We start from the raw sequence: 25278 nt of genomic DNA on the forward strand, positions 1-25278 counted from the left end.
CTTGACCAGAGGTACCGCGCCATCCGTACGTACACATCCCCCGCAATCCGCACCGCCTGCGCCGCGCTGACCCTTGCGCTGGCACTGGCAGGTACCGGCGTGGCCAGCGCCAAGGGCGCCAAGGATGCCGCTACGCAACCCACCACCGCCCTCGATGAACTTCCGCAGGGCCAGGAAGTGTCCGACACGGTGATTGAACTGGCCGGTTGGGTGGTGGCCAGCAAGGACAGCGAAGGCTATCCGTTCGCGATCATGGACAAGGCCGCAGCGCAGGTCCTGATCTTCGGCAGTGACGGCAAGCTGCGCGGTGCAGCGCCAGCGTTGTTTGGATCGGCCAAGGGCGACCACTCCGCGCCAAACGTGGCCAAGCTCGCGCTCAGCGCGATTCCCGGCCACGACCGCACGACCCCGGCCGGCCGCTTCATTGGTGGCTATGGCCCGTCCGACGACGCCGGCCGCGTGCTGTGGGTGGATTACGATTCCGCAGTGTCCATGCACCCGCTGCCGCCGGGTACCCCGAAGGAAAAGCGCGCGCAGCGCCTGGCAACGCCGACGCCGGATGACAACCGCGTCACCCACGGCTGCATCAATGTCAGCCCCAGCTTCTACGAGCAGGTGGTCCAGTCCACGTTCGAGAAGGGCGGCGTGTTCTACGTGCTGCCGGACAAGGACTCGCTGGAAGAGACCTTCCCCGCATTCGCGCAGAGCCGCGCCGGGGCGCACATCAAGGGTGACGAGGGCACGCGTTCTGCCGGCAAGTGACCGGCCGCACGCGCGCTTGAACACCGCAGGCACCGTGGCAGGGCCGCCGGCCCGCCACAGCCTCGGCGCGCGCACCGCGCGCCTTGACGCGGCAGCCGCCATGACCGATACCTGCCCCACCCGCAGGGATGGGACGCATGGTGGATGGACGCAGTGACCGCAACTGAGGTGATCTGGGGCCAACGCCCTGGCGAGGACGCCTTCGAGATCCGCATCGAGATCGGCACGCCCTACCCGGTCGGCGACAGCCCGCAGGAGTGGGGCTGCCCGGTGGCGGTATACCCGCTGTTCAACACGCTGCACGATGCACACGGCGGCAGTTCGCTGCATGCGCTGTGCCTGGCAATGTCGCTGGCGCTCGACCTGCTGCAGGGATTCAGGGACAAGGGCGGCGTGCTCTTCTACACGCCGGGCGAGGAATTTCCCATCGAAGCCTATGCGTTCGGCATTGCCTGCAGACCGGATACGCGCTGAGGATCGGCGTCTGTCGCCATCGGCGCGCAACGACCTGCTGTGCTGCACCTACAACTTCGACACATGTCGCATATTGCCCGAACGGCGGCGCGCCTTGCGGCGTATGCCTCTGAGGCGGCTTAACAGCATGCAAGAATGCTGAAAGCGTCTTACATCGAATGCGGTTTGCAACTTGTCTGATGGGCACTGCCCAGCCAAGCGAGTACAGATGACGTGCCACCGAAAACGGGTGGCCGGGCATCGAAAACCCGTAGATTGAGTGAGTTGTTTACGCTTGCCGGCCGGCGTCACTGCGCGTGGCGCCGGCCGGCAATCCGTCTGCCGGCTATGGCGGGCGGAGCGTGGAGGCCTTGTGCCTGCCGGTCTTGTACTCAATCTCCCGGTTTTCGAGCCACGTCTCCGCCCGCCACCTTCGTGTGGCGGCGACCGACTGTCCTGCACGGAGCACACGCCATGACCACACCGAAGTTTTCCGGCCACACCCCCGCCAACACCGAACACGACGCACCGCCCGCCACCGGCGACGCCAGCGCCTTCATCTGCGCCCTGAAGGACATTGGCCACGGCGCCGCCGCAGATGGCCAGCCCTGGCCCGAACCGCAGCTGCGCGCTGGCCGCCGCATCGCCCTGGCAGACGCGGATTGCGCGCAGGCCGGCCTGACCATCGCACTGGAAATGCTGCTGGCCGGCGAACGCATCCGCCAGAACGGGCCCGACGAGGATTACCCCGGTGACCGGGTGATGGAGGGATTGATGATGGCGTGCCTGGCACTGAATGCGCAGGCCAGCGTACGCATGCGGCCGCAGGAGTAGCGCGCGCGGCCGGCGTTGGCCCGGCGCGACTGCTGCATCACTCGCAGAGCGCGCTGTCTTCCGTCAACGCGGCGTCATCCAGCGGTTGCAACTGCGCGATCTGCTCACGCTGTTCCGCGGCGGGCTCGCCCAGCCACCACACCCGGCAGCGCGCGGTCAGGCGGCCGACCATCTTCGACTGCTCGGGCGAGTACAGCATCGCCAGCGCGGTGCCCGGGCAATCGTGGGCCTGACAGGCGGTGTAGAACCACCACGGCTCGCCCTGCAGCGGCACCAGCTGACCCGGGCCGCTGGGGCCGCTCAGCAGGCGCTTGCGCAGCGAGGGGATGTCCTTGTCGCTGGCTTCGGCTGCGGCGGTGTTCTGCATCAGGGCGTTGAACGCGGCCAGCACCTTGGCGTCCTTGCGGCCGCAGTCGTCCACGGTGTTGCCGCCCACCAGGGTGAAGAAGTGGGTGGCCAGCGGGTTGTCCTTGCAGGTGAGGTCCGCACCGGGGGTTTGTTCTTCCGGCTCGCCTTCGTTGTCCCACACCGAAGGGTCCACACCGTCTTCGATATTCGGTTCGGGTTCCACCACCGTGGCCGTGGCCGCCGCTTCGGCGGCAGGTGCGGCCGGCGCGGCTGCCGGTTCGGGTGCCGCCTGCGGCGCGGGGGCCTGCGAGCACGCAGCCAGCAGCGCGATCATCCATGACATGCCAATGCTTCGAGACTTCATTCCCTGTCCTTGCGTGGGTGGTGCTGCAATCGCGTGTGATTCTATCCCGCCATGCGGTTAGGCTGGCGGTGGCCACTGCCATCCACGCCGGGACGCGACCACATGCATCGTTCAAGGTTTGCCGTGATGTTGCTGGGCGCGTTGTGGGTGGCCGCGCCCTGGCCCGCGGCTGCGCAGGCGCCTGCACAGGCCACGCCCGCTGCACCACTTCCCGACGATGCCCTGCCCCCGGCCCTGGACCGGGTACTGCGCGATTACGAACAGGCCTGGCGCAGCGGCGATGCGAAGGCGCTGGCGGCGTTGTTCACCGAAGATGGATTCGTACTGCAGAGCCAGCATGCACCGGTGCGCGGGCGCGCGGCGATCGAGGCGGCGTATGCCGGCCAGGGCAGCAGCCCATTGCGGTTGCGGGCGTTGGCGCATGCGGTGGACGGCAGCACCGGCTACATCCTGGGTGCGTACACCTACGGCAGCAACGTGGGCGATACCGGCAAGTTCACGCTCACGTTGAAGCGGGTGGGTGATGGCCCGTGGATGATCTTTTCGGACATGGACAACACCAGCGCGCCGCCACGGGCGAAGTAATGCCGTTGGCCGGGCATGGCCCAGCGGTGCCCATCTGATCGGGTCGATGCGCGCAGCCAACGCGCGCCTGCCTTGGCGGGCATCAGATGATGGCCTGCAGGCCCTTGTCGGCGATGATGTTCAGCAGCTTGAGTGCCGGGCCGGTGGGATGGGTTTCCCCTTGCTCCCACTTGCGCACGGTCGATGCCGACGTATGCAGATGAAGCGCAAATATCGGCTGGCTGAATTTCAACGCTTCGCGCAGGCGCTTGATATCGGCAGCGCCGAACTCCCGTACGGGCGGCGGACATATCGCGTCGAACTCGCGCATCGTCACCTTGTTGATCGCACCCGCTTCAACGAGTGCGGCCAGATCGCCGCGCAGCGATTCAATGATCTTGCTCACAATGCACCTCCACTAAAACACCCGATATCACTGCCTGCGACAGCGCTTCGCCGGTCAATTCCAGGAACACCTTGCCGGCGAACTGAAGCGCCTTCTTTTCATCCCGCGTGATGTTCGCCTTGTCACTCTTCGGGAACCCGTGGAGGAACACGTAGCGATCATCGATCCTGGCCGACAGCAGCGTGCGATAGCCAGCGCTCTTGCCAGCACCGGGGCGAGCCACCCGCTTCTTGTAGAGGCAGCCGCCGAGATCGGCGTCGATCAGACCCGCCTCCATCTCCTTGACCGCTCTGCACAAGGCGGCATCAGGCAGCTTCTGGGCCGTTTGCCATCGCGCAATGTCTTTCCGTTTGAGGATATTCGTCATCTGGGCGTCCAAAACATACCCGAAACGGGTACGTTTTTCAACGCCTCGCCACGGGCGAAGTGATGCCGTCGGCCGGGCATGGCCCGGCGCTACCGTTGGGTTTCATCCACATAAAAAAACCCCGGCGCGTGGCCGGGGCTTTTCGGTTCACTTGAACAGCGTGTCCGGGTATTCCGGTTTCTGTTCCCGCGCCAGCAGGGCGCGCAGGCCTTCTGCAGGCGTCTGTTCGCCGTGCAGCACGGCCCGCACGCGGTCGGAAATGGGCAGGTCGATGCCGTGGCGGCGTGCCTGTCGCATCACTTCGTCGGCGGTCTGTACCGATTCCACCACCTGGCCGATTTCGCGCACGGCATCCTGCAGCGTCTGGCCGCGGCCCAGGGCGAGGCCCAGGCGACGGTTGCGCGACAGATCGCCGGTGCAGGTCAGCACCAGGTCGCCCAGGCCGGCCAGACCCATCAGGGTTTCCGGCTTGGCGCCGATGGCGGCGGCCAGGCGCAGCATCTCGTTCAGACCACGGGTGATCAGGCCGGCACGGGCGTTCAGGCCCAGCTGCATGCCGTCGGCCACACCGGTAGCCACGGCCAGCACGTTCTTCATCGCGCCGCCCAGCTCGGCACCCACCATGTCATCGCCCGTATAGGCGCGGAACGCCGGGCCATGCATGGCTTCGGCCACGGTCTGTGCGAATTCCGGTACGTCGCCGTGCACGGTGATGGCGGTGGGCAGCCCCAGGGTGACTTCCTTGGCGAACGAGGGACCGGTGACCACGGCCAGCGGCACGTCGTCACCCAGGATCTCGCGCGCCACTTCATGCAGGAAGCGGCCCGAACCGGGTTCAAAACCCTTGGTGGCCCACGCCACGCCGGCACCGGCCGGGCGCAGCGGTGCCAGCGCACGCACGGTTTCGTTGAACGCGTGCGACGGGGTCACCACCAGCACCCAGGCGGCATCCTGCAGGGCGGCCGCCATGTCGGTGGTCGCACGCAGGCTGTCCGGCAACGGGATGCCCGGCAGGTAACGCGGGTTCTCGTGGCGCTGGTCGATGGCTTCGACCACGGCGGCATCGCGCCCCCACAGCACGGTCGGGTGACCGTGCCGGGCAAGCAGGGTGGCCAGCGCGGTTCCCCAGGAACCGGCGCCCAGCACGGCGATCTTGTCAGCGGTAGTGCTCATCCGTGACGTCGCGGCAGTGATCAGGCGTTGCCGGCCGGCTCGGAGTCAGCCAGCGACGGTGCGTCGCCCTGCTCCTGGCGCTGGCGCAGGGTTTCTGCGTACAGGCCTTCGAAGTTGATCGGCTGCAGGAAGAACGGCGGGAAGCCGCCGGCCTGGATCAGGTCGCTGACCAGCTGGCGCACGTACGGGAACAGGATGTTCGGGCACTGGGTGCCCAGCAGCACGTCGATGGACTGCGGGTCCAGGCCGACCAGGCCGAACACGCCAGCCTGCTTCACTTCGGCCACGTAGGCGGTGCGCTCGCCGGCCTGGCAGGTCAGGGTGACAGCCAGCACGACTTCGAAGGCGTTTTCGCCCAGGCGCTGCACCTGCTGGTTCAGGTTGAGCTGCAGTTCCGGCTGCACCTGGTCATTGAAGATGGTCGGGGCATTCGGCGATTCGAAGGAAACGTCCTTGACGTAGATCTTCTCGACGGTGAACGCGGGGCCGGTGGCGGCATCGACCGGCGCAACGGCGCCGTTGGTGGTCTCTTCGGACATTTCCAGTAACTCCAATGAATGCAATGAAAACGATGGTCGAACTACTGCGATGGGGGCGGCGGCAGGCCCATACAAGGCCGCAGCCGTCACCCCCTGCGATCAGTTGCGGCCCTTGACCAGCGGCAGGTCGGCCTGCTGCCAGGCGGGAATGCCGCCTTCCAGCACCGATACCTTCTCGAAGCCGGCCTTCTTCAGCGCCTTGGCGGCGGTTTCCGAAGCGTTGCCGCTGCGGCACACCAGCACGACCGGGCTCTGCTTGGCGTTGGCCACCAGCTTGTGCTCGGGGCCGAAGGCACTGGCCTGGGCGTTGCGGCTGCCGGCGATGTGGCCCTTTTCGAAGTCACCACTGGCCGACAGATCGACCACGACGGCGCCACCGGCGTTCATCAGCTGGGTCAGCTCGGCGGGCTTGATGCCCTTGTAGCCCCGGAACAGGCGGCGGATTTCGGTGACGATGAGGGCCACGGTCAAGCCGACCAGGGCCGCGGACAGCATCGGGTTTCGGCCTGCGAAGGCCAGCAACTCTTCGTAATTCACTCAGGTCACGGGTCGATTAAGCGGGCGCCGATTGTCGCACAAGCCGGCTGCGGGCCGTCACTGCCCCTTCCACAGGTCCGGCAGGCCGGCGGCCTGCCACCAGCGCTTGGCTTCCGGATCCCAGCGCCAGCGCTCGACCACCACCACGGTGCGCTCGGCCTGGGTGTTCTGGTTGATCACCCCGATTTCCACCCGGCGCTCGACCTGGCCACCGTCCAGCGAGGCGCTGCTGCGCTCGCGGTAGGAGGACACGCGCAGCTGCGCGTAACGGCCCAACTCGAACTCGGTGGGGGGCTTTTCCTTGCGCAGCTGGGGGTCCAGGTAGGCAATGGCATCGTCCATGCTGCCCCAGCGGATGGTCGCCCCGTAGGCGATCTGGGTCTCTTCCAGCAGTTTGCGCTGCTTGCGGGTGAGATCGTCGGCGGCCGCGCTGGCCACGGCGCTGACCAGCAGCAGGGAGCACATCAGGATCTGGATGAGGCGGCGCATCGGTGGTTTCCCCAGGACGTCAGCCTGCCATCCTACCCTTTGGCGAAGGCAACGAAACGACCGCTCAGTTCGGCGGCCGAACGGCCGTCGGCGCCCGGCTGGCGGGCGACGATGCTGATGCGGGCCTTGCCACGCTGGCGGAAGGTGGACAGGAACGTATCCCAGCTGCTGGCTTCGGCGGTTTCGGCGTGGGCGTGCAGGTCTTCATAGACCGGGGCCAGGTAGCGCAGGTTGCTGTCGGCCACGTAGACCTCGGCGTCGTGGCCGGCCAGGCGCAGGCGCAGGCTGACCAGCGCCCAGCCGGACAGGGTCAGCACCGAGGCCAGGCTGCCGCCGAAAGCGTTGCCCTTGTCGTTGACGTTGGCGGCCAGCGGCGCGGTGATGCGCAGCACGCCATCGGCGTAGCCATCCAGGCGGATCTGCATCGCACGTACCGCCGGCATGCAGTCCAGCACGTCCTGCAGGGAGGCCAACGAGGAAGTCAGGGCATCAACGGACATCGAGCAGCAACCACGACAACGAAGGGCCCGCATAATGACGTCAATGGCCAACCATACGATACCCACTGGCTGGACCCTGATCTCGCTGCGGCCGCAGGGCCAGCACGCCGTGCTGCGCCGCGCCATCGCCCCGTTGGGCGGGGCTGTGCTGGGATTGTCACCTTGGCGGCTGCAGCGCCTGCAGGGCGTGGCGGTCGAACAGCGGCTGAACCAGGCACTGGCCTGTGCGCGGGTGGTGTTCACCAGCCCGGCCGCAGTGGACGCCGCCGCGGCGCTGCGCCCGCTGGCCGGTACCCAGCAAGGGCCGTGGCTGACCGTGGGCGAAGGCACCGCGCGCGCCCTGCACGCACAGGGCATCGCCGACGTGCATGCCCCGCAGCGGATGGACAGCGAGGGCCTGCTGGGGCTGCCGGTGCTGGCCGACGTGCGCGGCATGGACATCGGTCTGGTGACCGCCCCCGGCGGCCGCGGGCTGATCGCGGCGCAACTGCAGGACGCTGGTGCGCGCATCGTGCGTGCAGACGTCTACCAGCGTGTGCCGCTGCGCCTGTCACGTCGCAATTTGGCGCGATTGGCCCACTCGGCGACACCCTGGCTGCTGGCCGTCAGCAGTGGCGAGGCGCTGCAGCGCTTCTGGCAGTCGTTGTCCCCCGGTTGGCAGCAGCAGCTGCGCGCGCACGCCATCGTGCTGGCCGCCAGCGACCGTCTGGCCGAACAGGCACAGGCGCTGGGGCTGCAGCGCGTGGTGCGCAGCGAAGGCCCCACTGTCGCCCACCTGACCGCCGCTGCACACGCCGCGCTCACTGCCCCGGCAGCGACCTGAACAGGCGCCCGGCGCACGCTTGCCGGGGTCATCGCCAGCGGTGATGCTGTGCGCAACGCTGCCTGCCGGAACCGATCCGGCGACGCCGCCGACAAGGAAGCCCGATGAACGACACCCTGCCACCTGCCCCGCCCCGCCGCCCTGCGCGCTGGCTGCTGCCGCTTGCCGGGGTGGTGGTGCTGGCGGCCGCTGGCTATGCCGGCTGGCACTACTGGCAGCAGGCACAGCACGACCGGCAGGCGCAGGCACAGACCACCGCCGTGCAGCTGAAGGGCCTGGAAGCCACCGTGGAGGCGCTGCGCCGCGACCAGCGCGCGACCAGCCAGCGCCTGCAGGATGCGGCGGCCACCAACCGCGTGCTGCGCGATGAAATGCTGGGCCTGTCCCAGCGCAGTGCCCTGCTGGAAGAGAACCTGACCAAGCTGACCGAGAGCGCCAACCAGGGCCGCCAGGCCGTGCAGCGCGACGAGGCCGAGCTGCTGCTGACCCAGGCCGCGCAGCGGCTGGCCTTTGCCGATGATGTGGACGGCGCACGCCGCCTGTATGCCCAGGCCGCCACCGCGCTGGCCGACCTGCCCGACAACGAAGGCCTGAACCTGCGCCAGGCGCTGGTGCAGGAACGCGATGCACTGGACACGCTGGGCCACGGCCCACGCGTGCAGGCCCTGCAGCGCCTGGATGCGGTCGCGCAGGCCCTGCAGGGGCTGCCTTCGGAACTGCCGCCTTCGCCGGCCGAGGCCGCCGCACGGCCGTGGTGGCAATCGGCGCTGGCGCCCTTCGTGGATATCACCCCCAGCCGCTTGAACGGCCCGCTGACCCAGGCCGAGCGCGGCGCCGCCGATGACGCCCTGCAGGTGGAACTGACCCTGGCGCGCGCAGCGATCGAGCGCGGCGACCGTTCTGGCCGCGATGCCGCACTGGCTCGCGTGGCCCAGTGGGCACAACGCCGCTGGCCGGATTCACCGGGCCTGCGCGCACAACATGCTGAACTCCAGGCCCTGCGCCAGTTGCCGCTGCAGGCCGAGAACAGCGTGCTCGGCAGCACCCTGCAACAACTGCGCTCCCAGACCGACCGGAGGTAATGCCCGATGAAACCCCTGCAATCCCTGGTCGTACTGCTGTTGGCCGTGGCCATCGGCGTGGTGGCTGCCCAATGGCTGGGCACCGACGACCTGAACCGCTACGGCGAAGTGATCCTGCGCTACGGCGGCTACGACTACCACAGCAACCTGCCCAAGGTGGCGCTGCTGGCGGTGATCGGCCTGCTGGTGCTGTGGCTGCTGTGGAGCCTGGTGGCCGCACCGTTCCGCGCCTGGGGCCGCTACCGCCGCAAGCAGGGCCGCGTGCGCCTGATCGACGGCCTGCAGGCCTACGAACACGGCCAGTGGCAGCGCGCGGAGAAGCTGCTGGACGGCGCCGCCGGCGACCCGGAAGTGCGCGGTGTGGCCCTGGCCAATGCCGTGCGCAGCGCGCAGTCGCGTGCCGATGCCGCCGCCGGCGAAGCCCTGCTGCAGCGCCTGGGCGAAAGCGATGCCACGCTGCAGGCCCTGCTGCGCGCCGAACAGCTGCTGGCGCGCGACCTGCCGGTGGATGCGATCAACGCACTGGACGTGGCGGCCATCCAGCCGCTGCCGCCGCGCGGCCTGTGGCTGCGTACCGAAGCGCTGGCCCAGGCCGGGCGTGCGCATGAGGCCTACGGCCAGCTGGGCGCACTGCGGCAGAGCAAGGTGCTGCCGGCCGAAGCGGCCAGCGAACTGGAAGCACGCCTGGCCGCCCAGGCCCTGCTGGAAGCCGGCGATGTGAACGCGCTGGCCGCGCAATGGGAGGCCACACCGAAGGCGCTGCGCCCGACCCCGGATGTGGTGGCCGCCTATGCCAGCCGCGCCGTGGCCCTGGAATGGGACGAGCCGGCCCTGCTGGCCCTGGAGCAGGCGCTGGACCACCGCTGGGACGACGAACTGGTGGCGCTGTACGGCCGCGTGCCCACCGAGCGCCTGGCCACCCGCCAGGCCAACCTGGCGCGCTGGCGCAACGTGCATGACGATTCGGCGGCCCTGCGCCTGGCCCAGGGCCGCATCGCCCTGGCCCAGCAGCAATGGGACGCCGCCGATGCGTTCCTGCACGAAGCCATTGCCGCCGGTGCCGGTGCGCCGGCGTGGGAGGCTCTGGGTGAAGCGTTTGCGCAGCGCGGCGAACACGCGCTGGCCGCGCAGTGCCTGGCCAATGCGCTGCGCCTGCAGCGTGGCGAGGACAGCGTGGCGCTGGTGCACGGCACCGACGCACCGTTGCGCGCCACGGTGGAAGAGCAGCCGCTAACGGTGCAGCCGCCGGTGTACGACGCCAACGAGGTGCGCGACGAGTTCGGCAACCCGCGGGTGCCGTAAGCGGACGAGGCCACACCGGTCCATAAAAAAACGCCGCCCGATGGGCGGCGTTTTGCTGGGTAGATCCACGCCGTGCGTGGATGCACTCAGCGTTCGACGATCGCCACCACGCCCATGCCGCCGGCGGTGCAGATCGACACCAGCGCGCGGCCACCGCCGCGTTCGGCCAGCTGCTTGGCCGCCGTGGCGATCACGCGTGCGCCGGTGGCGGCGAACGGGTGGCCGGTGGCCAGCGACGAACCCAGCAGGTTGATCTTGTCCGGGTCGATGCGGCCCATCGGTGCATCCAGGCCCAGGCGGTTGCGGCAGTAATCCTCGCTTTCCCAGGCACGCAGGGTGCACAGCACCTGCGCGGCAAAGGCTTCGTGGATCTCGTAGATATCGAAGTCCTGCAGGGTCAGGCCGTTGCGCTTGAGCATTTCCGGCACGGCCACGGTGGGCGCCATCAGCAGGCCTTCGCCGTGCACGAAATCCACCGCCGACACATGCGCATCGCGCAGGTAGGCCTGCGGTTCGTGGCCGTGCGCGCGCGCCCACTCTTCGCTGGCCAGCAGCACCGCAGCGGCGCCGTCGGTGAGCGGGGTGGAATTGGCGGCGGTGAGGGTGCCGCGGCCGGATACCTTGTCGAAGGCCGGCTTCAGCGTGGCGAGCTTTTCCAGCGAGGTATCGGCGCGCAGGATGTTGTCACGCTCGACGCCGCGGAACGGGGCGATCAGGTCGTTGAAGAAACCGCGCTCGTAGGCGGCAGCCAGCTTCTTGTGCGAGGACACCGCCCATTCGTCCTGCGAATCGCGGGAGATGTTCCATTCCTTGGCCATGTCCTCGCAGTGGTCGCCCATGCTCTTGCCGGTGCGCGGCTCGGCCACGCCGGGGAATTCGGGCTTCAGTTCGGACAGCTTGAAACCGGCGGTGAGCGCGCGGATCTTGTCGCCGGTGCTCTTGGCGCGGTTGGCCGCCAGCAGGCGCGCGCGCAGCTTCTTGCCGTAGACGATCGGCACATCGGAGGTGGTGTCCGAACCGCCGCCGATGCCCGATTCGATCTGGCCCAGGGCGATCTTGTTGGCCACGGTGATGATGCTGTCCAGCGAGGTGCCGCAGGCGCGCTGCAGGGTGATGCCCGGCGTCAGCGGCGACAGGCCGGAGGACAGCGTGGCTTCGCGGCCCAGGTTCCAGTCGCTGGAATGCTTGATGACCGCGCCCATCGCCACTTCACCCAGCTGCTGGCCGTGCAGGCCGAAGCGCTCGACCAGTGCACCCAGTGTCCGCACCGACATGCCGAGGTTGCCGACATCCGAATACGCGGTGTTCTGGCGGCAGAACGGAATGCGGACGCCACCGAGGATGGCGACGGGACGAGCGTTGGGCATGGAGATACCTGGCATGGATGAGGGTGTCTGCAACATGGCCTGCACGACAGAGCAGGCATAATGGAGCCAAGTGTAGCTGCCGCCCTGTGATGGGCCAACCGTGGAACCATGAGCAAACCCGACCCCGCGATGAATGCCCTTGGCGTGCTGGCCCTGGAACTGGCCGGCGGTGAAATCCCCCGCCAGGCGGTGCTCAGCGCCGACCAGGCAGGCGAACTGGCCGAACGCGTCGGCCGTGACCTGGCCAAGCTGGTGCCGCAGGTGGCCGAGCTGGACCTGGTGTTCGCCGCCGCCCATTTCGACCCGGCCGAAGTACTGCGGCCGGGCTGGCCGATCCACCGCCGCCTGGAAGAACTGCAGATGCGCGCACCGGGCCGCAGCCAGGGCCCGCGCCTGCTGGCCTTCGGTGCCGGTGCCGACGGCGAAGTGCCGTTGCCGTTCCAGGCCGATGCCACCCTGGTGGGCGGTGGCCTGCGCGTGGTGCCGTTCCTGCTGACCGGCAGCGACGTGGCCACCACCACGGCGGTGGCCGATGCGCTGGAAGAGGTGCTGCTGGCCAACGGCATGGCCCATGCCGATACCGCGCTGATGGCGCAGAACACGTTCGGGGCGCGCATCGAGCACGCGCGCTACTTCACCGTGAACGATCTGGCCGCGATGATGTCGATGCAGTACGACAACCAGGGCCTGGCTGCGCTGTGGCCGCTGATCGAGACCGCACTGATGGCCCCGAGCCAGGACGAGTGGCTGGAAAACGCGCCCGAGCCGCTGCTGCGCTATACGCAGGGCGAAGCGCGCATGGCCTTGTTCGACCCGGCCGGCTGGTGTGCGTACTACAGCCACAGCAAGAACGACTGCGACCGCCTGCAGGGCATCTACGAGCAGTTCCTGATGCGCCAGCGGCAGATGGCCGCAGTGCTGGAAGCGCACGGCGTGCCGGTGCTGTTCGTGCACTGCGAGGCCGGGCAGGACGCACGCGAGCTGCTGGCACGCTGATGGGTGGTGCCGGCCGCTGGCCGGCAGCACCCGTGCACGTCGTTGTAGAGCCGAGCCCATGCTCGGCTCAGGCCGCCTGCAGAGCAGCCGAGCATGGGCTCGGCTCTACAGTTGCGATGCGACCCCACAGAAAAACGCCGGCATGCGCCGGCGTTTTCCGTTCTGCCTTACGGGGCCTTCTGGATGACCGCGCAGGCCAGGCGCGCACCGGCGTTGCCGGTCGGCTGGGTCTTGTAGTCGTCGGCGTCGGCGTGGACGATCAGGCCGCGGCCGATGATGTCGAAGTCATCACCCTTGCCGATGTTGACGTTGCTGGAGACCGGGCCATCGATGGTGGCCACGCCCTTGTCGTCGGCCTTGATGTTGGGCATGTCGCCGCCGTGGTGCGGGTCGGCCGAGACGTTGCCGTGGTCCTGCTTGCCAGGGTTGAAGTGGCCGCCGGCGCTCATGCCGTCCGGCGCGCTGCAGTCGCCCTTCTCATGGATGTGGAAGCCGTGTTCGCTGCCCGGCTTCAGGCCGGTGATCTGGCCGGTGACGTGCACCTTGCCGTCCACCACCTTGAAGGTGACGCTGCCCTTGGTCTCATTGCCCTGGGTCGGTGCCAGTTCGGCGCTGGCCGACGCATCGGCGGCCGGGGCGGCTGCGGGGGCCGGGGCAGCGGCCGGATCAGCCGGGGCGGCCGAGCCTTCGGCCGGGGTGGTGGCCGGGGCTTCGGCTTCCGGCGCGGCGGCCGGCTGCTGGTTGCAGGCCGCCAGGCCCAGGGCGGCGATGGCCGCGAACAGCGAGGTATGGATCAGACGCATGGAACTCTCCTTGGAATGATGCCGGTGGCGATCAGCGGATGACCCGGATCACACCACAGGCGATGCGGACGCCGGCATTGCCGGCGGGCTGGCTGCGATAGTCATCGGCGTTGGCATGCACGACCAGTGCACGACCGGCGACATCGGTGGCGGCGCCTCCCCCAAGGGTAACGCCCTTCAGGTGCACATCGACGTTGGCGCGGCCCTGGGCGTCAGCCTGCAGGTTGTCGATGTCACCCAGGTGGTGCTTGCCGCTGCCGGCGCGGCCATGCGCGCTGCCAGCGGGATTGAAGTGGTTGCCGGCGCTGCTGGCATCCACCGCGCTGCAGTCGCCGCGCTCGTGGATATGGAAGCCGGCCTGCTGCATCGGCTGCAGGCCACCGACCAGGCCGGTCAGGTGCAGGCCACCGCTTTCCACCTTCAGCACCAGCCGGCCACTGACGATGCTGGCCGAGGCCGGCGCCAGGTTGGCTTCGGCCTGTTGCGCGGCGCTGGTCAGCACCGGCGGCGGCGGCGTGGGCTGCGGCTTCTTCGGCGCGCTGCCACAGGCAGAGAGCAGCATGGCGGCGGACAGCGGCAGGATGGCATGGGGCAGACGCATCGAAGACTCCTTGCAGGTGACACTAAGCATTGCATCGTCCATGAACGATCAACAGTTCGGCAAGCGGGTGCGAGGACCGCGTGCAGATGCCGTTCAATGGCCCCCGCGGCGGCGCCCGGCGCCCAGCTTGCGGGTAAGGGTATTGCGGCCCAGCCCCAGCCGCGCGGCGGCTTCGGCGCGGCGGCCGTGGGTGATCTGCAGCGCGGCCTCCAGCAGGGCGTGGTCCACCCGTTCGCGCACCTGCGCGTGCAGGCCTTCGGTGCCTTCGGCCAGCTGCCGCCGCGCCCATTCGGACAGCAGCGCTTCCCACTGCCCCGGGTCGGCACCGGCGGCGCTGCCACGGCGGGTGCGGGTGCGGTTCAGCGCGGTATCCACGTCGGCCACGCCGATGGTCTCGGCGGCGGCGAGTGCGGCCATGCGCCAGCAGACGTTTTCCAGTTCACGCACGTTGCCCGGCCAGTCATGCTCGCGCAGCGCCTGCAGGGCGGCGGCGGTGAGCCGCTTCGGCGGCGTATCCAGCTTGTGCGCGGCAGCGGCCAGGAAGGTACTGGCCAGCTGCGCGATATCCTCGCGGCGCTCGCGCAGCGGCGGCAGCTGCAGGCGCACCACGTCCAGGCGGTGCAGCAGGTCGGCACGGAATTTCCCCTGCGCGACCAGGCCTTCCAGGTCCTGGTGGGTGGCAGCGACCACACGCACATCCACGTGGATCAACTCGCGGCCACCGACGCGGAAGAATTCGCCCTGGGCCAGCACGCGCAGCAGGCGGGTCTGCAGCGGCAACGGCATGTCGCCGATTTCATCGAGGAACAGGGTGCCGCCGTTGGCCTGTTCGAAGCGGCCGATATGGCGGCGCTGCGCGCCGGTGAAGGCGCCAGCTTCGTGGCCGAACAATTCGCTTTCCAGCAGCTCGGCGGGAATGGCGGCGGTGTTGAGCGCCACGAACGGGCCCTGCGCACGCGGCGATTCGCGGTGCAGCGCGTTGGCCACCAGCTCCTTGCCGGTGCCGGTTTCGCCAATGATCAGCACCGCCAGCGGCGCCTGCGCCAGGCGGCCGATGGCGCGGAACAGCGCGCGCATCGGCGGCGTGTCGCCCACCAGCTGCGGCGGCTGGTCGCTGGGTGGTTCGGCCGGCGGCGCCGCCGCAGCCATGGCCGGGGCCACGGCCGGCAGCACGCGCTGGGCCAGCGCTACGGCATCGTCCAGATCGAAGGGCTTGGACAGGAACTCGTGGGCGCCGCCGCGGAACGCACCGGCGGTGCTGGCCACATCGGTGTAGGCCGACATCACCACCACCGGCAGCTGCGGCAGCGCGGCCTTCAGCTTGTCCAGCAGCACCAGGCCATCGTCGCCAGGCATGCGCACATCGGTGAACAGCAGTGCCGGCGGCGGGTTTTCGGCCAGCGCTTTCAGCGCCGCTGCCGCGCTGTCGAAATCGTCGACCTGGTAGCCGGCTTCACGCAGTGCGGTGCACAGCACGAAGCGCACCGCGCGGTCATCGTCGACCACCCAGATGCGCTGCGCGGAAGGGGACGAGTCAGACATCGCGCAGGGCCTCCTCGGCCGGGGCGGCGCCGTTGCCGATCGGCAGCAGCAGGGTGAATACGGTATGGCCCGGGCGCGAGCGGTAGGTGAGCGTGCCACGGTGTTCGCGCGCCACCTGCTGGGCCAGCGCCAGGCCCAGGCCGGTTCCTTCGGCGCGGCCACTGACCAGCGGCAGGAACAGGTGCTCGGCCAGTTCTTCCGGCACGCCGCGGCCGTCATCGGCAATTTCCAGGCGCAGCGCCAGGGTGTGCAGCTGTTCGGCAATGCGCACGCCATGTTCAACCCGGGTGCGCAGGGTGATCACCCCGGCGCCGGCCTGGATGGCGTTGCGCACCAGGTTCCACACCGCCTGGGTGAGACGGTCGGCATCGCCATGGAACTCGGGAATGCTGGGGTCGTAGTCGCGCTGCAGGCGCACGGCCCAGCCGGCCTCGTTTTCGGCCAGGCGCAGCACGCGTTCCAGCGCGGCATGGATGTTCAGCGGTGCGTGCGGCGCGGCCGGGGCCGGCGACAGCAGCTGGTCGAGCAGGCCGTTGAGGCGTTCGATTTCCGAGCCGATCAGTTCGATCAGTTCGCGTTCGCTGGCATCGCGCTGGGCCGCGCGGCGCGCCAGCAGCTGGGCGGCGCCCTTCAGCCCGGCCAGCGGATTGCGCAGTTCGTGGGCCAGGCCCTTCAAGGCGGCGCTGAGCGCGCTGGGCAGGGCCTGGGTCGGGTCAAGGCCGGGGAATTCATCCACCGGGTGCGCTTCCAGCAGCCAGCCGCCGTCATCGCGGCGGCTCATCCAGCCTTCGGCAAAGCGCGCGCCTTCGCCCGGTACGGCCAGCGCCAGCCGGTTCAGGCGCAGGCTGTCGCGCTCGTCGCGGGCCAGGAAATGGGCCAGTGCCTCGCCCTGCACTTCCAGCGCGGCCAGCGGTTGGCCCAGCAAACGGCGGACGCTGACGCCCAGCCAGCGGGCGAAGGCGGGGTTGCAGCCGACGATGCGGCCATCGGCCCCGGCCCAGGCCAGCGGCGTGCCGAGGGCATCAAGGGACGGCGGGGGTGCGGGGTCGGACATTGCACCAATGTAGTGCAAAACGGGGGGTTGGGGTCAGAGCCCTTTCCTCGCGGAAAGGGATCTGACCCCTTGCGCTGCGGGGTCCGACCCCATTCGGGTTACAGCTTCATGTTCAGGCCGACGAACACGCTGCGGCCCGGGGCCGGCGAGAACATCGGGCGGGCGCTGTCCCAGAAGAAGCTGTCGTACCAGGCGTAGGCGTACTCGCGGCCGGTGACGTTCTTCAGCTGCAGGTCCACGCTGAAGCGCGGGTTGATCTGGTAGGCGGCGCTGAGGTCGAGCACGGCGAAGCCACCGAACTTGCCGGCCACGTTGCGCTCTTCCAGGTAGTAGTCGCCCTGTGCGCGTGCCTGCAGGCCCAGCCGCAGTGCATCACTGGCCTGGTAGTCCACGCCCAGGTTGCTGATGTGGCGCGGGGTGGCGGCCACTTCGCGGCCCTGCAGGGAAACGCTGGCATCGCGATCGTCGCGGGTGATCTTCGCTTCCTGGTAGGCGTGTGAGAGCCATACGGTCCAGTCAGCACCCAGCTGCGCGCTGATCTGCGCGTCCACGCCCCGCCGCCGGGTCTTGCCCAGGGTGACCGTGGTGCCGGTGGCCGGCATGTTGGATACCTCGTTTTCGGCATCCTGCTGCCACACCGCCAGCCGCGCCTGGGCGCCCTGGAACGGCTGGAATTTCAGGCCCAGCTCCATGCCGGTGTTGGTGGACGGCTGCATCGGTGCCTGCCCCGGGGTGAGGTAGGCCGGTGCGGTGGAGCCGGTCAGCACCTGGAATGTGCGGCCCCAGTTGGCATAGACGTGGGTGTGCTCGCCCAGGCTGTGGATGACGCTCAGCTTGGGCTGGCCGATGCTGCCGTAGTCCTGCAGGCGGCCGCTGACGCCGTTCATGAGGTGGGTGCGCCCGCTGAACCGGTCCACGCGGTAGGCGGGCACGATCTTCCAGGCATCGGCGGGCTGGTAGATGGCCTGCACGTAGGCGCCCCAGTTGTCGAAGCTGTGCCGGTCGTTGTTCTGCACGCGCGCCGGGGCCTGGCTGAAATCAGTGGGTTCGGCGTAGGCGTAGCGCTCGCGGATGTAGCCGTTGTCCTGCTGTTCGTAGTTCAGGCCACCTTCCACGGTCAGCGCGGGGCTGGCCTGCCAGGTGAGCGTGCTGAGCAGGCCGGTCTGCCGCTCATCCCACTCGCGGCGCTGGCGCGGCAGGTTGCCGGTGGGCAGATCGCTGAAGGTCACCCGGCGATCGTCTTCATAGCGGTTGTAGTACAGCCGCGTGCCGAAGGTGAGCGCGTCGGACAGCTTCATGTCCAGGTGCGCGGCGATCTGCCGCATGTCGCGGTCATCACCATCATGGCCGTTGCGCAGGTCGCTGCCACGGCGGTGCGTGCGCAGTTCGTCGGCGGTCATGAAGCCGGGTTCGTCGGCCTCATGGTGATAGGCGCGCGCGGTCAGGCCCACGCGCATCCCTTCGTCCAGCGAGCCGAAGAACCACTTGCCGCCCAGCGAATACTTCTTCGAGGTGTCGTGGTCGCGGTAGCCATCGCTGGCCTGGGTGCCGACGAAATAGTTCTGCGCGAAGCCATCCGCTTCGCGGCCCACCGCCAGCTGCGCGTCGCGGGTGTTGTAGCTGCCATAGGCCAGCCGCGCATCGGTGTAGTTGCCGCCCTGGCGCGTGCCGAAGTTCACGTTGCCGCCGATGTTGTGCAGGCCGTAGCGCGGGTCGTTGGTCCCGCGCACCACTTCGATGTAGCTGATTTCCAGCGGGAACAGCATGTCGATGAAGCGCTGGTTGCCGCTGTTGACGTTGCTGGGGATGCCGTCGATGAGGGTCTTGATGGCGTTGAGGTAGCCCTCGCCGTTGAAGGCGCGGAAGCTGACCTTGCCCGACTCCGCACCCTGCCGCGTTTCGGTGAGCTGGATGCCGGGCATCTGCCCCAGCAGTTCCCAGCTGTGCGAGACATTGCGGTCCTCGATCTGGTCCGCACCCAGCACGTCCACCGAGGTCAGCACCTGGTGTGCGCTCAGCTGGCCTTCGCCGTGCTGGTGCACCTGGACCTTGCCGAGGGTGAGGGCGGCATCGGCGGATTGTGCGAAGGCTTCAGGGGCGAACGGGGCGGCCGCGAGGGCGGCCACCAGCGTGGAGGTCTTCATGGGGATGGGGGGAATACGGATGAAATGTAATTATATAACATTTCACGCGACTGCTTTGTAGCGTCGAGCCATGCTCGACTGCTCCCCGCCAACGGCAGTCGAGCATGGCTCGACTCTACGAAGGGCGGTGAAGCAGTCGAGCATGGCTCGACTCTACAAGGGCGGTGAGGCAGTCGAGCATGGCTCGACTCTACGAAGGGCGGTGAAGCAGTCGAGCATGGCTCGACTCTACGAAGGGCGGTGAAGCAGTCGAGCATGGCTCGACTCTACAAGGGCGGTGAAGCAGTCGAGCATGGCTCGACTCTACAAAGGGCGGTGAGGCAGTCGAGCATGGCTCGACTCTACAGAAGCCGGTGCGGCTTACACCGGGTAGCCGGTGGCTTCCCTGGCCTTCTTCCAGGCGCTTTCAAACTCGCGCGCGGAGATTTCGTCGTCTTCGTCGAAATCGAGGAACGACACCGGCTGGTCGGCCAGCAGGAAACGGTCGTCGCTCTGGCCGTGCTCGTCGGCCCAGACCAGCTTGGTGCCGTAGATTTCCACCTGGCGGACGATCTTCTCGCCGCGGGCTTCCATCAGCACGTTGCCCTTGCCCAGGCCCGATTCGGCCCAGTGCTTGTAGTACTTCTTCGCGTTGTTGCTTTTGACGTTCTTCATTGCAGGGGTCCTGGCCGCAGCGGCGGCCGGAGAGTTCGGAATGGCGCCATTATCAGGCATACGGGGTCAGAGCCCTTTCCTGCGGCAAGGGATTTGACCCCTGCCGGTTCAGTTCGGCAGCGGCGCGCCCTTTGGCCACAGCATCCAGAGGTTGCCCTTCTGCTTCATGTCGCCGGCCAGCTTGCCGGCGGCGTCGCCGCTGCCCCAGTACAGGTCGGCACGCACTTCGCCGGCAATGGCGCCGCCGGTGTCCTGCGCGGCCACCGGGCGCACCACCGGGCTGCCATCGGGCCGCGTGGTGGACAGCCACAGCAGGCTGCCCAGCGGCACCACCCTGCGGTCCACCGCCACGCTGTAGCCGGCGTTGAGCGGTACGTTCAACGAGCCGCGCGGGCCTTCCGGGCTGTCAGGGCTGCGCACGAAGAACACGTAGCTGGGGTTGCTGCGCAGCAGCTCCGGCACGCGCGCGGGGTTCGCCTTCGCCCAAGCGCGGATCGCGTCCATGGTGACGTCTTCCTTCTTCAGCTGGCCCTGGTCCACCAGCCAGCGGCCAATGGCGCGGTAGGGGTGGCCGTTCTGCTCGGCATAGGCCAGCCGCACCTGGCTGCCATCGGCCAGGCGAACCCGGCCCGAGCCCTGGATCTGCAGCAGCTGCAGGTCCATCGGGTCGGTCAGCCAGGCCAGCACCGGGGCCTTGGCGCCCTTGCTGGCGATGGTGCCGGCATCGTCATAGGGCTTGAGCACCTTGCCGTCCAGACGGCCGCGCAGGCGCTTGCCCTTCAATTCGGGATAGAGGCTGTCCAGCTGCACCACGATCAGATCGTCGGGCGTGCCATACACCGGCACCGTCGCCTTGTCGGTACGTGTCAGGCTGCCGGGATAGATGGGTTCGTAGTAGCCAGTGATGAGGCCATCGGCCTGGTGGCCGCCGGCGCGCAGGGCGTAGACGTCCAGATCGCGTTGCAGGAACTGGCGGATGGCCGCCGGGTCCTTGTCGGACACCGTGGCAGCGGTGGCGCAGGGCCTGGCCCAGACCGCATCGTTCTTCAGGCGGGTGCAGCTGCTGCGCCAGGCCACGAAGCCCGCCTGCAGGTCGGCATCGGTCACCGCCGGCAGCGCCTTCCAGTCGACCTTGGCGTAGGTGGCGGCGGCGGGCTTGGCGGCCGGTGCGCCCGGACGGGTGCCGGTGGTGGCGCAGCCGGCGAGCAGGATCATCCACGAAAAAAATACAAACTTCGCCAACCAACGCCTCTCTCGAAGAAAGGCATGCGATGTCACCATAAAGCGCCTTAAAAACTTACCGCGATTTCTATAAAAAATAACCACATTTCTCACGGATACACCTCTACCCTTTTTGGCCATTAAGCCATCAACGCGGCTTGATCAACCACATAGCCGAACTCTGGCATAGAACCAAAACCTAGATCACCCTCCCCCTCTGGAGCTGGAGAATATATGGCAACACTTAGGAACGCGACGCCCGCATCAAATCCATCCAATTGAGCTCGTATTGAGTAAGTGTACCCAGCCTGCACCACATGAATAACTTTGGACGCCGTGTCAGGACGCTCATAAACCAAACTATCCAAGTAGACTGGATGAGCGAGTGACGGAAACTCTTTCCTCCTCCAGCGCTTTGCTGACTGATGTTGATATTTCCTAAGAGCAACATTTATTATCAGATCAAGGCAATAACTGGCATTTTCATAATTGGCATTATTTTCGACATACCCTGTTTCTAATTTGAAATGCCAATCACCGCCATCTCCTAACTGGACAGCCTGTGGCGTGAGCTGAGAAATATTGTGCAAATCAGAGGTGCTCACACCCCACTCTGCGGCATCACTTCGCAACCGATCATGGTCAATACGTACGTAGTCGACAGGCTCCCTGACGTTGGAAGATATCCAAACCTTATCCCTACAGTGTGCCGGAGCTTTGCTTCCAAAATTCGCCATTAGGAAGAAGCTATATAGAGCATTCTTTGATTCCTTGTCACGCCACTGATAGACACAGTAGTCACGCTCAAATTCAATAAAATATGCTTTTCGTACTTCCTTAAGGGCCTCAAGGAAATTCCCAGATCGAATGAAAGTCGCTGCCGACTGAAGGTACGGCTGAAGAGCGTGATTGTGAGGCAGCAGGTCAGATAGGAATACTTCGCTAGTGTCTTTTCCTATCACTGCCTTCAACACAGTTGCTATGGCCTCTTCAGCCGCCAACAGGTAAACCTCAGTCGACTTTACATCGGTCAACTGCCCGTAATGCTTGACAATTACCCGCTGCTTATTCAGCGCCTTGAGCGTTCCTGACCTCGGAACTTTGAATCCACTAGCACCGAGCTCGCCTATTAGCTGATCGAAAGAAAAAGATTCTAGGCTCTTGCCCTGATCTGAACCAAGCTCCTTCAGGCAACAAAGAAAAACAATTTCTAGAGCATCCTGAAGAAGAATTAGACCCGCAGAGCATCCGTGTTGGCTGGATAGACCGATCAGCCGCCTAGCGTCATCAAGGATTGTCTTTGCCGTAATGAGTGCATGCACGGTCTCCTGCTTCATAGTTGCCCCAAAAATAGGTATTAATTTACGGCCGGTTTGGTTTCGTAGCGTTTATGCGCTACGGCGTCTGCAGCAGCAGCGAATGCAGGATGCGCGCGTCTTCGGCGTCCAGCGTCTTCGGCAGGTCGTCGCTGCCGCGGAAGCGGCGATGGAAGGCGGCGACGGCCGCTTCGCGATCCTCCATCGGGTAACCGAAACGGGCCATCGCATTCCACGCATCGAAACCGTCCGGTGCGGGGCCATCGCTGGCACGCGGCCACACGCCGAAGCCGGCCTCGGCCAGCTGCTGCCACGGGAAAAAGCGGCTGGGGTCGGCCTTGCGCGTCGGCGCGAGATCGGCGTGGCCGATCACCTGCCGCGGCGGGATGTTCAGGCGCTCGGTGAGGTCACGCAGCAGCAGGATCAGCGATGCGATCTGCGCCGGCGTGAACAGCGTGCTGCCGTTGTTGTCCAGCTCGATGCCGATGGAGGCCGAGTTGAGATCGGTGATGGTGCCCCAGCGGCCAGAGCCCGCATGCCAGGCGCGGCGTTCATCGCTGACCAGCTGGTAGCGGTGGCCATCGGCACCGATGAGGTAATGCGCACTGACCCGGCCGCCGCTGTTGGCGGTGCGTAGAGTGTGCAGGCTCTGCTGCACCGAATCCTGTTCGGTGTGGTGGATGACGATGACGACCGGATCGCGCGCGTTCTGGTTTGGCGAAGGCACCCAGGTGGCCAGCGGATTGCGGCTTTCCTGCGGCGCGGAAGCACAGGCGGCCAGCAGCAGACAGGCCGAGAGCATCAGGGGGGTGCGGATCGGGTGCATGCGTTCGATTGTGCGCGATCGCGCGCGACGATGCATGACGCGGTACCGACCAACGGTCGGTACCCACCAGGGCAAGGGGAGTGCCGACCCACGGTCGGCACCCACCCGGGCAGAAGGCTGCCCGCTGTTACCTCAGGCCTCGTAGGCCGATTCGCCGTGCGAGGTGACGTCCAGGCCGGTACGTTCGGCCTCTTCGGTCACGCGCAGGCCGACCACCACCTTCACCAGCAGCAGGATGGCCGCGGTCACCACCGCCGACCACACCACGGTGAGGCCGACGCTGACCACCTGCACCCACACCTGGTGGCCGATATCCAGATCGGCCTTGGTGCCGCCCAGCGACTGTGCACTGAACACGCCGGTGAGGATGGCGCCGACGATACCGCCCACGCCATGCACACCGAACACGTCGGCGGTGTCGTCCACCTTCAGCAGGCGCTTCAGACCGGTCACGCCCCACACGCAGACCACACCGGCGACCAGGCCGATCACGATGGCACCCAGCGGGCCCACGGTGCCGCAGGCCGGGGTGATGCCGACCAGGCCGGCCACCGCACCCGAGGCGGCACCCAGTGCCGACGGCTTGCCCTTGGTGATCGCTTCGGTCAGGGTCCAGCCCAGCACCGCCGCGGCGGTGGCCAGCACAGTGTTGAGGAAGGCCAGCGAGGCGACGGTGTCGGCGGCTGCGGCCGAACCCGCGTTGAAGCCGAACCAGCCCACCCACAGCAGCATCGCGCCGATATAGGTGAACGGCACGTTGTGCGGCTTCAGCGCGGTCTGGCCATAGCCCAGGCGCTTGCCCAGGAACCAGGCACCGACCAGGCCGGCCACGCCCGCGTTGATGTGCACCACGGTGCCACCGGCGAAGTCGATCGCGCCCATCTCACCCAGGTAGCCGCCACCCCAGACGATGTGTGCCATCGGGATGTAGCTGAGGGTGAACCACAGCGCCGAGAACAGCAGCACCGCGCGGAACTTGATGCGTTCGGCGAAGGCGCCGACGATCAGTGCGGTGGTGATGCCGGCGAAGGTCGACTGGAAGGCGACGAACAGATAATCCGGCAGGCCCTTGATGGGCGTGTTGCCGACCGAATCGGGGGTGAAGCCCTTGAGGAAGGCGAATTCGGTGAACGAGCCGAAGAACGGATTGCCCGCGCTGAACACCGCGCTGTAGCCGTAGGACACCCACAGCAGCAGCACCAGCGAAAACACCACCAGGATCTGGCTGAGCACCGACAGCACGTTCTTCGAACGCACCAGGCCGCCGTAGAACAGGGCCAGGCCCGGCACCACCATCAGCAGCACCAGCAGGGTGGAGGTGAGCATCCAGGCCACGTCGCCGTGGTCGAAGGCCGGGGCGGCAGCTTCAGCGGCAACGGGTGCCGCGGCTACCGGAGCCTGCAACGGCTCGACCGCCACGGTTTCGCTGGGCAGCGGCGACACCTGGGCCTGGGCGTGGGCGCTGCCCGGCCAGGCACCGGCGGCCAGCGCGCTGAGCAGCATCAACAGGCACACGAAATGGAACCGGGCTTGCCACCCGGTAAGAAGGCGCATCTTCATGGGGGAGTCTCCGGAAGGGGGTTACAGCGCGTCGGCACCGATTTCGCCGGTGCGGATACGGATGACCTGCTCGACGGCAGTGACGAAGATCTTGCCGTCGCCGATCTTGCCGGTGCCTGCGGATGATTGGATCGCTTCGATCACCGCGTCGGCACGCTCGTCGGTGACCACGGTTTCGATCTTGATCTTGGGCAGGAAATCGACGACGTACTCGGCGCCGCGGTACAGCTCGGTGTGGCCCTTCTGGCGACCGAAACCTTTCACTTCGGTCACGGTGATGCCCGACACGCCTGCATCGGAAAGGGCCTCGCGGACCTCGTCGAGCTTGAACGGTCGGATGATGGCGGAGATCAGTTTCATGCGCATGTCCCGAGGGTGGATGGGGCCAACGCGCCAACGCGCGGTGGCATCAGGCAACCACGGGCCATCGTGGTGATGGCCGTGGCTGTTGCACCGGACACGAACCGGGCCGGGACAGCCGTGCCTCTCTCCTTGCACGGCCGACGCGGGAGGGAGGGCGGCCCATGTCGCGTATCCGGTCTCTCTTTGCCCCTGGATCAGGGCCGCTGGCGTGGGGTCAGAGCCCTTTCATGCATGAAAGGGATCCGACCCCGTGCAGCAACCGCGGCTCCCCAGCCGCGAAAAACGGAG

The 25278-nt window shown here is 67.3% G+C and carries 28 protein-coding genes; 8 read left to right on the forward strand and 20 right to left on the reverse strand.

Annotated elements, in window-relative coordinates; translation table 11 throughout:
• Positions 1-66: 66 nt before the first annotated feature.
• The 3 genes from ACM2ZB_RS14390 to ACM2ZB_RS14400 all read left to right on the forward strand — a co-directional run bounded on the left by ACM2ZB_RS14390 (position 67) and on the right by ACM2ZB_RS14400 (position 2049).
• The gene (locus ACM2ZB_RS14390; protein ID WP_416058557.1) at positions 67-762 is read left to right on the forward strand and encodes a hypothetical protein; all 696 of its coding nucleotides are present in this window, start codon (positions 67-69) and stop codon (positions 760-762) included.
• A 153-nt stretch (positions 763-915) separates the two neighbouring features.
• The gene (locus tag ACM2ZB_RS14395; protein ID WP_416055949.1) at positions 916-1236 is read left to right on the forward strand and encodes a hypothetical protein; all 321 of its coding nucleotides are present in this window, start codon (positions 916-918) and stop codon (positions 1234-1236) included.
• A gap of 453 nt (positions 1237-1689) precedes the next feature.
• Complete coding sequence (locus ACM2ZB_RS14400) at positions 1690-2049, forward strand: hypothetical protein (protein WP_416055950.1); 360 nt, start codon at positions 1690-1692, stop codon at positions 2047-2049.
• A gap of 37 nt (positions 2050-2086) precedes the next feature.
• Here the strand turns inward: ACM2ZB_RS14400 and ACM2ZB_RS14405 are convergent, their stop codons facing one another.
• Positions 2087-2761, reverse strand: coding sequence for an Ivy family c-type lysozyme inhibitor (locus ACM2ZB_RS14405; RefSeq protein ID WP_416055951.1), 675 nt, complete (start codon positions 2759-2761; stop codon positions 2087-2089).
• A gap of 102 nt (positions 2762-2863) precedes the next feature.
• On the opposite strand from ACM2ZB_RS14405, the gene ACM2ZB_RS14410 reads away from it, so the two are divergent.
• Complete coding sequence (locus tag ACM2ZB_RS14410; RefSeq protein WP_416055952.1) at positions 2864-3346, forward strand: YybH family protein; 483 nt, start codon at positions 2864-2866, stop codon at positions 3344-3346.
• An 82-nt stretch (positions 3347-3428) separates the two neighbouring features.
• Here ACM2ZB_RS14410 and ACM2ZB_RS14415 read toward each other — a convergent pair whose 3' ends face one another.
• The 7 genes from ACM2ZB_RS14415 to ACM2ZB_RS14445 form a co-directional block, all read right to left on the reverse strand.
• Entirely contained in the window at positions 3429-3731 is a 303-nt protein-coding gene (locus tag ACM2ZB_RS14415) for a DNA-binding transcriptional regulator (protein ID WP_313438277.1), read from the reverse strand.
• Positions 3715-4098, reverse strand: a complete 384-nt coding sequence (locus ACM2ZB_RS14420; RefSeq protein WP_416055953.1) for a type II toxin-antitoxin system RelE/ParE family toxin — start codon at positions 4096-4098, stop codon at positions 3715-3717. Before ACM2ZB_RS14420 ends, ACM2ZB_RS14415 begins: the two co-directional genes overlap by 17 nt.
• Before the next feature lie 147 nt (positions 4099-4245).
• Positions 4246-5271 (reverse strand): NAD(P)H-dependent glycerol-3-phosphate dehydrogenase, encoded by a 1026-nt coding sequence (locus ACM2ZB_RS14425; RefSeq protein ID WP_079224703.1) that lies wholly within the window; start codon positions 5269-5271, stop codon positions 4246-4248.
• A 20-nt stretch (positions 5272-5291) separates the two neighbouring features.
• Positions 5292-5810: a protein-export chaperone SecB gene (gene secB / locus ACM2ZB_RS14430; protein WP_108763643.1), complete on the reverse strand. Its 519-nt coding sequence runs from the start codon at positions 5808-5810 to the stop codon at positions 5292-5294.
• 99 nt (positions 5811-5909) lie between these two features.
• On the reverse strand, positions 5910-6347 hold the full coding sequence (locus ACM2ZB_RS14435) for a rhodanese-like domain-containing protein (RefSeq protein WP_313438286.1): 438 nt from the start codon (positions 6345-6347) through the stop codon (positions 5910-5912).
• Positions 6348-6404: 57 nt separating this feature from the next.
• On the reverse strand, positions 6405-6836 hold the full coding sequence (locus tag ACM2ZB_RS14440; RefSeq protein ID WP_313438288.1) for a hypothetical protein: 432 nt from the start codon (positions 6834-6836) through the stop codon (positions 6405-6407).
• Positions 6837-6868: 32 nt separating this feature from the next.
• The gene (locus ACM2ZB_RS14445; protein ID WP_164073852.1) at positions 6869-7336 is read right to left on the reverse strand and encodes a YiiD C-terminal domain-containing protein; all 468 of its coding nucleotides are present in this window, start codon (positions 7334-7336) and stop codon (positions 6869-6871) included.
• A 34-nt stretch (positions 7337-7370) separates the two neighbouring features.
• On the opposite strand from ACM2ZB_RS14445, the gene ACM2ZB_RS14450 reads away from it, so the two are divergent.
• The 3 genes from ACM2ZB_RS14450 (at position 7371) to ACM2ZB_RS14460 (ending at position 10543) form a co-directional block, all read left to right on the forward strand.
• The gene (locus ACM2ZB_RS14450; RefSeq protein WP_416055954.1) at positions 7371-8159 is read left to right on the forward strand and encodes a uroporphyrinogen-III synthase; all 789 of its coding nucleotides are present in this window, start codon (positions 7371-7373) and stop codon (positions 8157-8159) included.
• A 104-nt stretch (positions 8160-8263) separates the two neighbouring features.
• Positions 8264-9241, forward strand: a complete 978-nt coding sequence (locus tag ACM2ZB_RS14455) for a uroporphyrinogen-III C-methyltransferase (RefSeq protein WP_416055955.1) — start codon at positions 8264-8266, stop codon at positions 9239-9241.
• A gap of 6 nt (positions 9242-9247) precedes the next feature.
• Positions 9248-10543 carry a heme biosynthesis HemY N-terminal domain-containing protein gene (locus ACM2ZB_RS14460; RefSeq protein ID WP_416055956.1) on the forward strand — a complete coding sequence of 432 codons (1296 nt, stop codon included), beginning with the start codon at positions 9248-9250 and terminating at the stop codon, positions 10541-10543.
• A gap of 86 nt (positions 10544-10629) precedes the next feature.
• On the opposite strand, the gene ACM2ZB_RS14465 is transcribed toward ACM2ZB_RS14460, so the two are convergent.
• Positions 10630-11925 carry an acetyl-CoA C-acetyltransferase gene (locus ACM2ZB_RS14465; RefSeq protein WP_200753219.1) on the reverse strand — a complete coding sequence of 432 codons (1296 nt, stop codon included), beginning with the start codon at positions 11923-11925 and terminating at the stop codon, positions 10630-10632.
• A 93-nt stretch (positions 11926-12018) separates the two neighbouring features.
• On the opposite strand from ACM2ZB_RS14465, the gene ACM2ZB_RS14470 reads away from it, so the two are divergent.
• Positions 12019-12906 carry a hypothetical protein gene (locus ACM2ZB_RS14470; protein ID WP_416055957.1) on the forward strand — a complete coding sequence of 296 codons (888 nt, stop codon included), beginning with the start codon at positions 12019-12021 and terminating at the stop codon, positions 12904-12906.
• A gap of 167 nt (positions 12907-13073) precedes the next feature.
• On the opposite strand, the gene ACM2ZB_RS14475 is transcribed toward ACM2ZB_RS14470, so the two are convergent.
• From ACM2ZB_RS14475 to ACM2ZB_RS14525, 11 genes are all read right to left on the reverse strand, one after another.
• The gene (locus tag ACM2ZB_RS14475; RefSeq protein WP_416055958.1) at positions 13074-13709 is read right to left on the reverse strand and encodes a superoxide dismutase family protein; all 636 of its coding nucleotides are present in this window, start codon (positions 13707-13709) and stop codon (positions 13074-13076) included.
• Positions 13710-13740: 31 nt separating this feature from the next.
• A complete protein-coding gene (locus ACM2ZB_RS14480; protein ID WP_416055959.1) occupies positions 13741-14310 on the reverse strand; it encodes a superoxide dismutase family protein in 570 nt (189 codons plus the stop codon).
• Positions 14311-14403: 93 nt separating this feature from the next.
• Positions 14404-15852: a nitrogen regulation protein NR(I) gene (ntrC, locus tag ACM2ZB_RS14485; RefSeq protein ID WP_416055960.1), complete on the reverse strand. Its 1449-nt coding sequence runs from the start codon at positions 15850-15852 to the stop codon at positions 14404-14406.
• A complete protein-coding gene (locus ACM2ZB_RS14490) occupies positions 15845-16906 on the reverse strand; it encodes a two-component system sensor histidine kinase NtrB (protein WP_416055961.1) in 1062 nt (353 codons plus the stop codon). Before ACM2ZB_RS14490 ends, ntrC begins: the two co-directional genes overlap by 8 nt.
• Before the next feature lie 98 nt (positions 16907-17004).
• Positions 17005-19050 (reverse strand): TonB-dependent receptor, encoded by a 2046-nt coding sequence (locus tag ACM2ZB_RS14495; protein WP_416055962.1) that lies wholly within the window; start codon positions 19048-19050, stop codon positions 17005-17007.
• Between the two features lie 360 nt (positions 19051-19410).
• Complete coding sequence (locus ACM2ZB_RS14500; protein ID WP_200734351.1) at positions 19411-19704, reverse strand: hypothetical protein; 294 nt, start codon at positions 19702-19704, stop codon at positions 19411-19413.
• Positions 19705-19812: 108 nt separating this feature from the next.
• Complete coding sequence (locus ACM2ZB_RS14505) at positions 19813-20919, reverse strand: murein transglycosylase A (RefSeq protein ID WP_416055963.1); 1107 nt, start codon at positions 20917-20919, stop codon at positions 19813-19815.
• Between the two features lie 146 nt (positions 20920-21065).
• On the reverse strand, positions 21066-22247 hold the full coding sequence (locus tag ACM2ZB_RS14510) for a hypothetical protein (protein WP_416055964.1): 1182 nt from the start codon (positions 22245-22247) through the stop codon (positions 21066-21068).
• 73 nt (positions 22248-22320) lie between these two features.
• A complete protein-coding gene (locus tag ACM2ZB_RS14515) occupies positions 22321-23067 on the reverse strand; it encodes an N-acetylmuramoyl-L-alanine amidase (RefSeq protein WP_416055965.1) in 747 nt (248 codons plus the stop codon).
• Positions 23068-23199: 132 nt separating this feature from the next.
• Positions 23200-24627 carry an ammonium transporter gene (amt, locus tag ACM2ZB_RS14520; protein ID WP_416055966.1) on the reverse strand — a complete coding sequence of 476 codons (1428 nt, stop codon included), beginning with the start codon at positions 24625-24627 and terminating at the stop codon, positions 23200-23202.
• Positions 24628-24648: 21 nt separating this feature from the next.
• Complete coding sequence (locus tag ACM2ZB_RS14525) at positions 24649-24987, reverse strand: P-II family nitrogen regulator (protein WP_004134334.1); 339 nt, start codon at positions 24985-24987, stop codon at positions 24649-24651.
• Between the last annotated feature and the right edge of the window lie 291 nt (positions 24988-25278).

Origin of the sequence: Stenotrophomonas maltophilia (assembly GCF_047782825.1) — a bacterium.
Taxonomy (GTDB): Bacteria; Pseudomonadota; Gammaproteobacteria; order Xanthomonadales; family Xanthomonadaceae; genus Stenotrophomonas.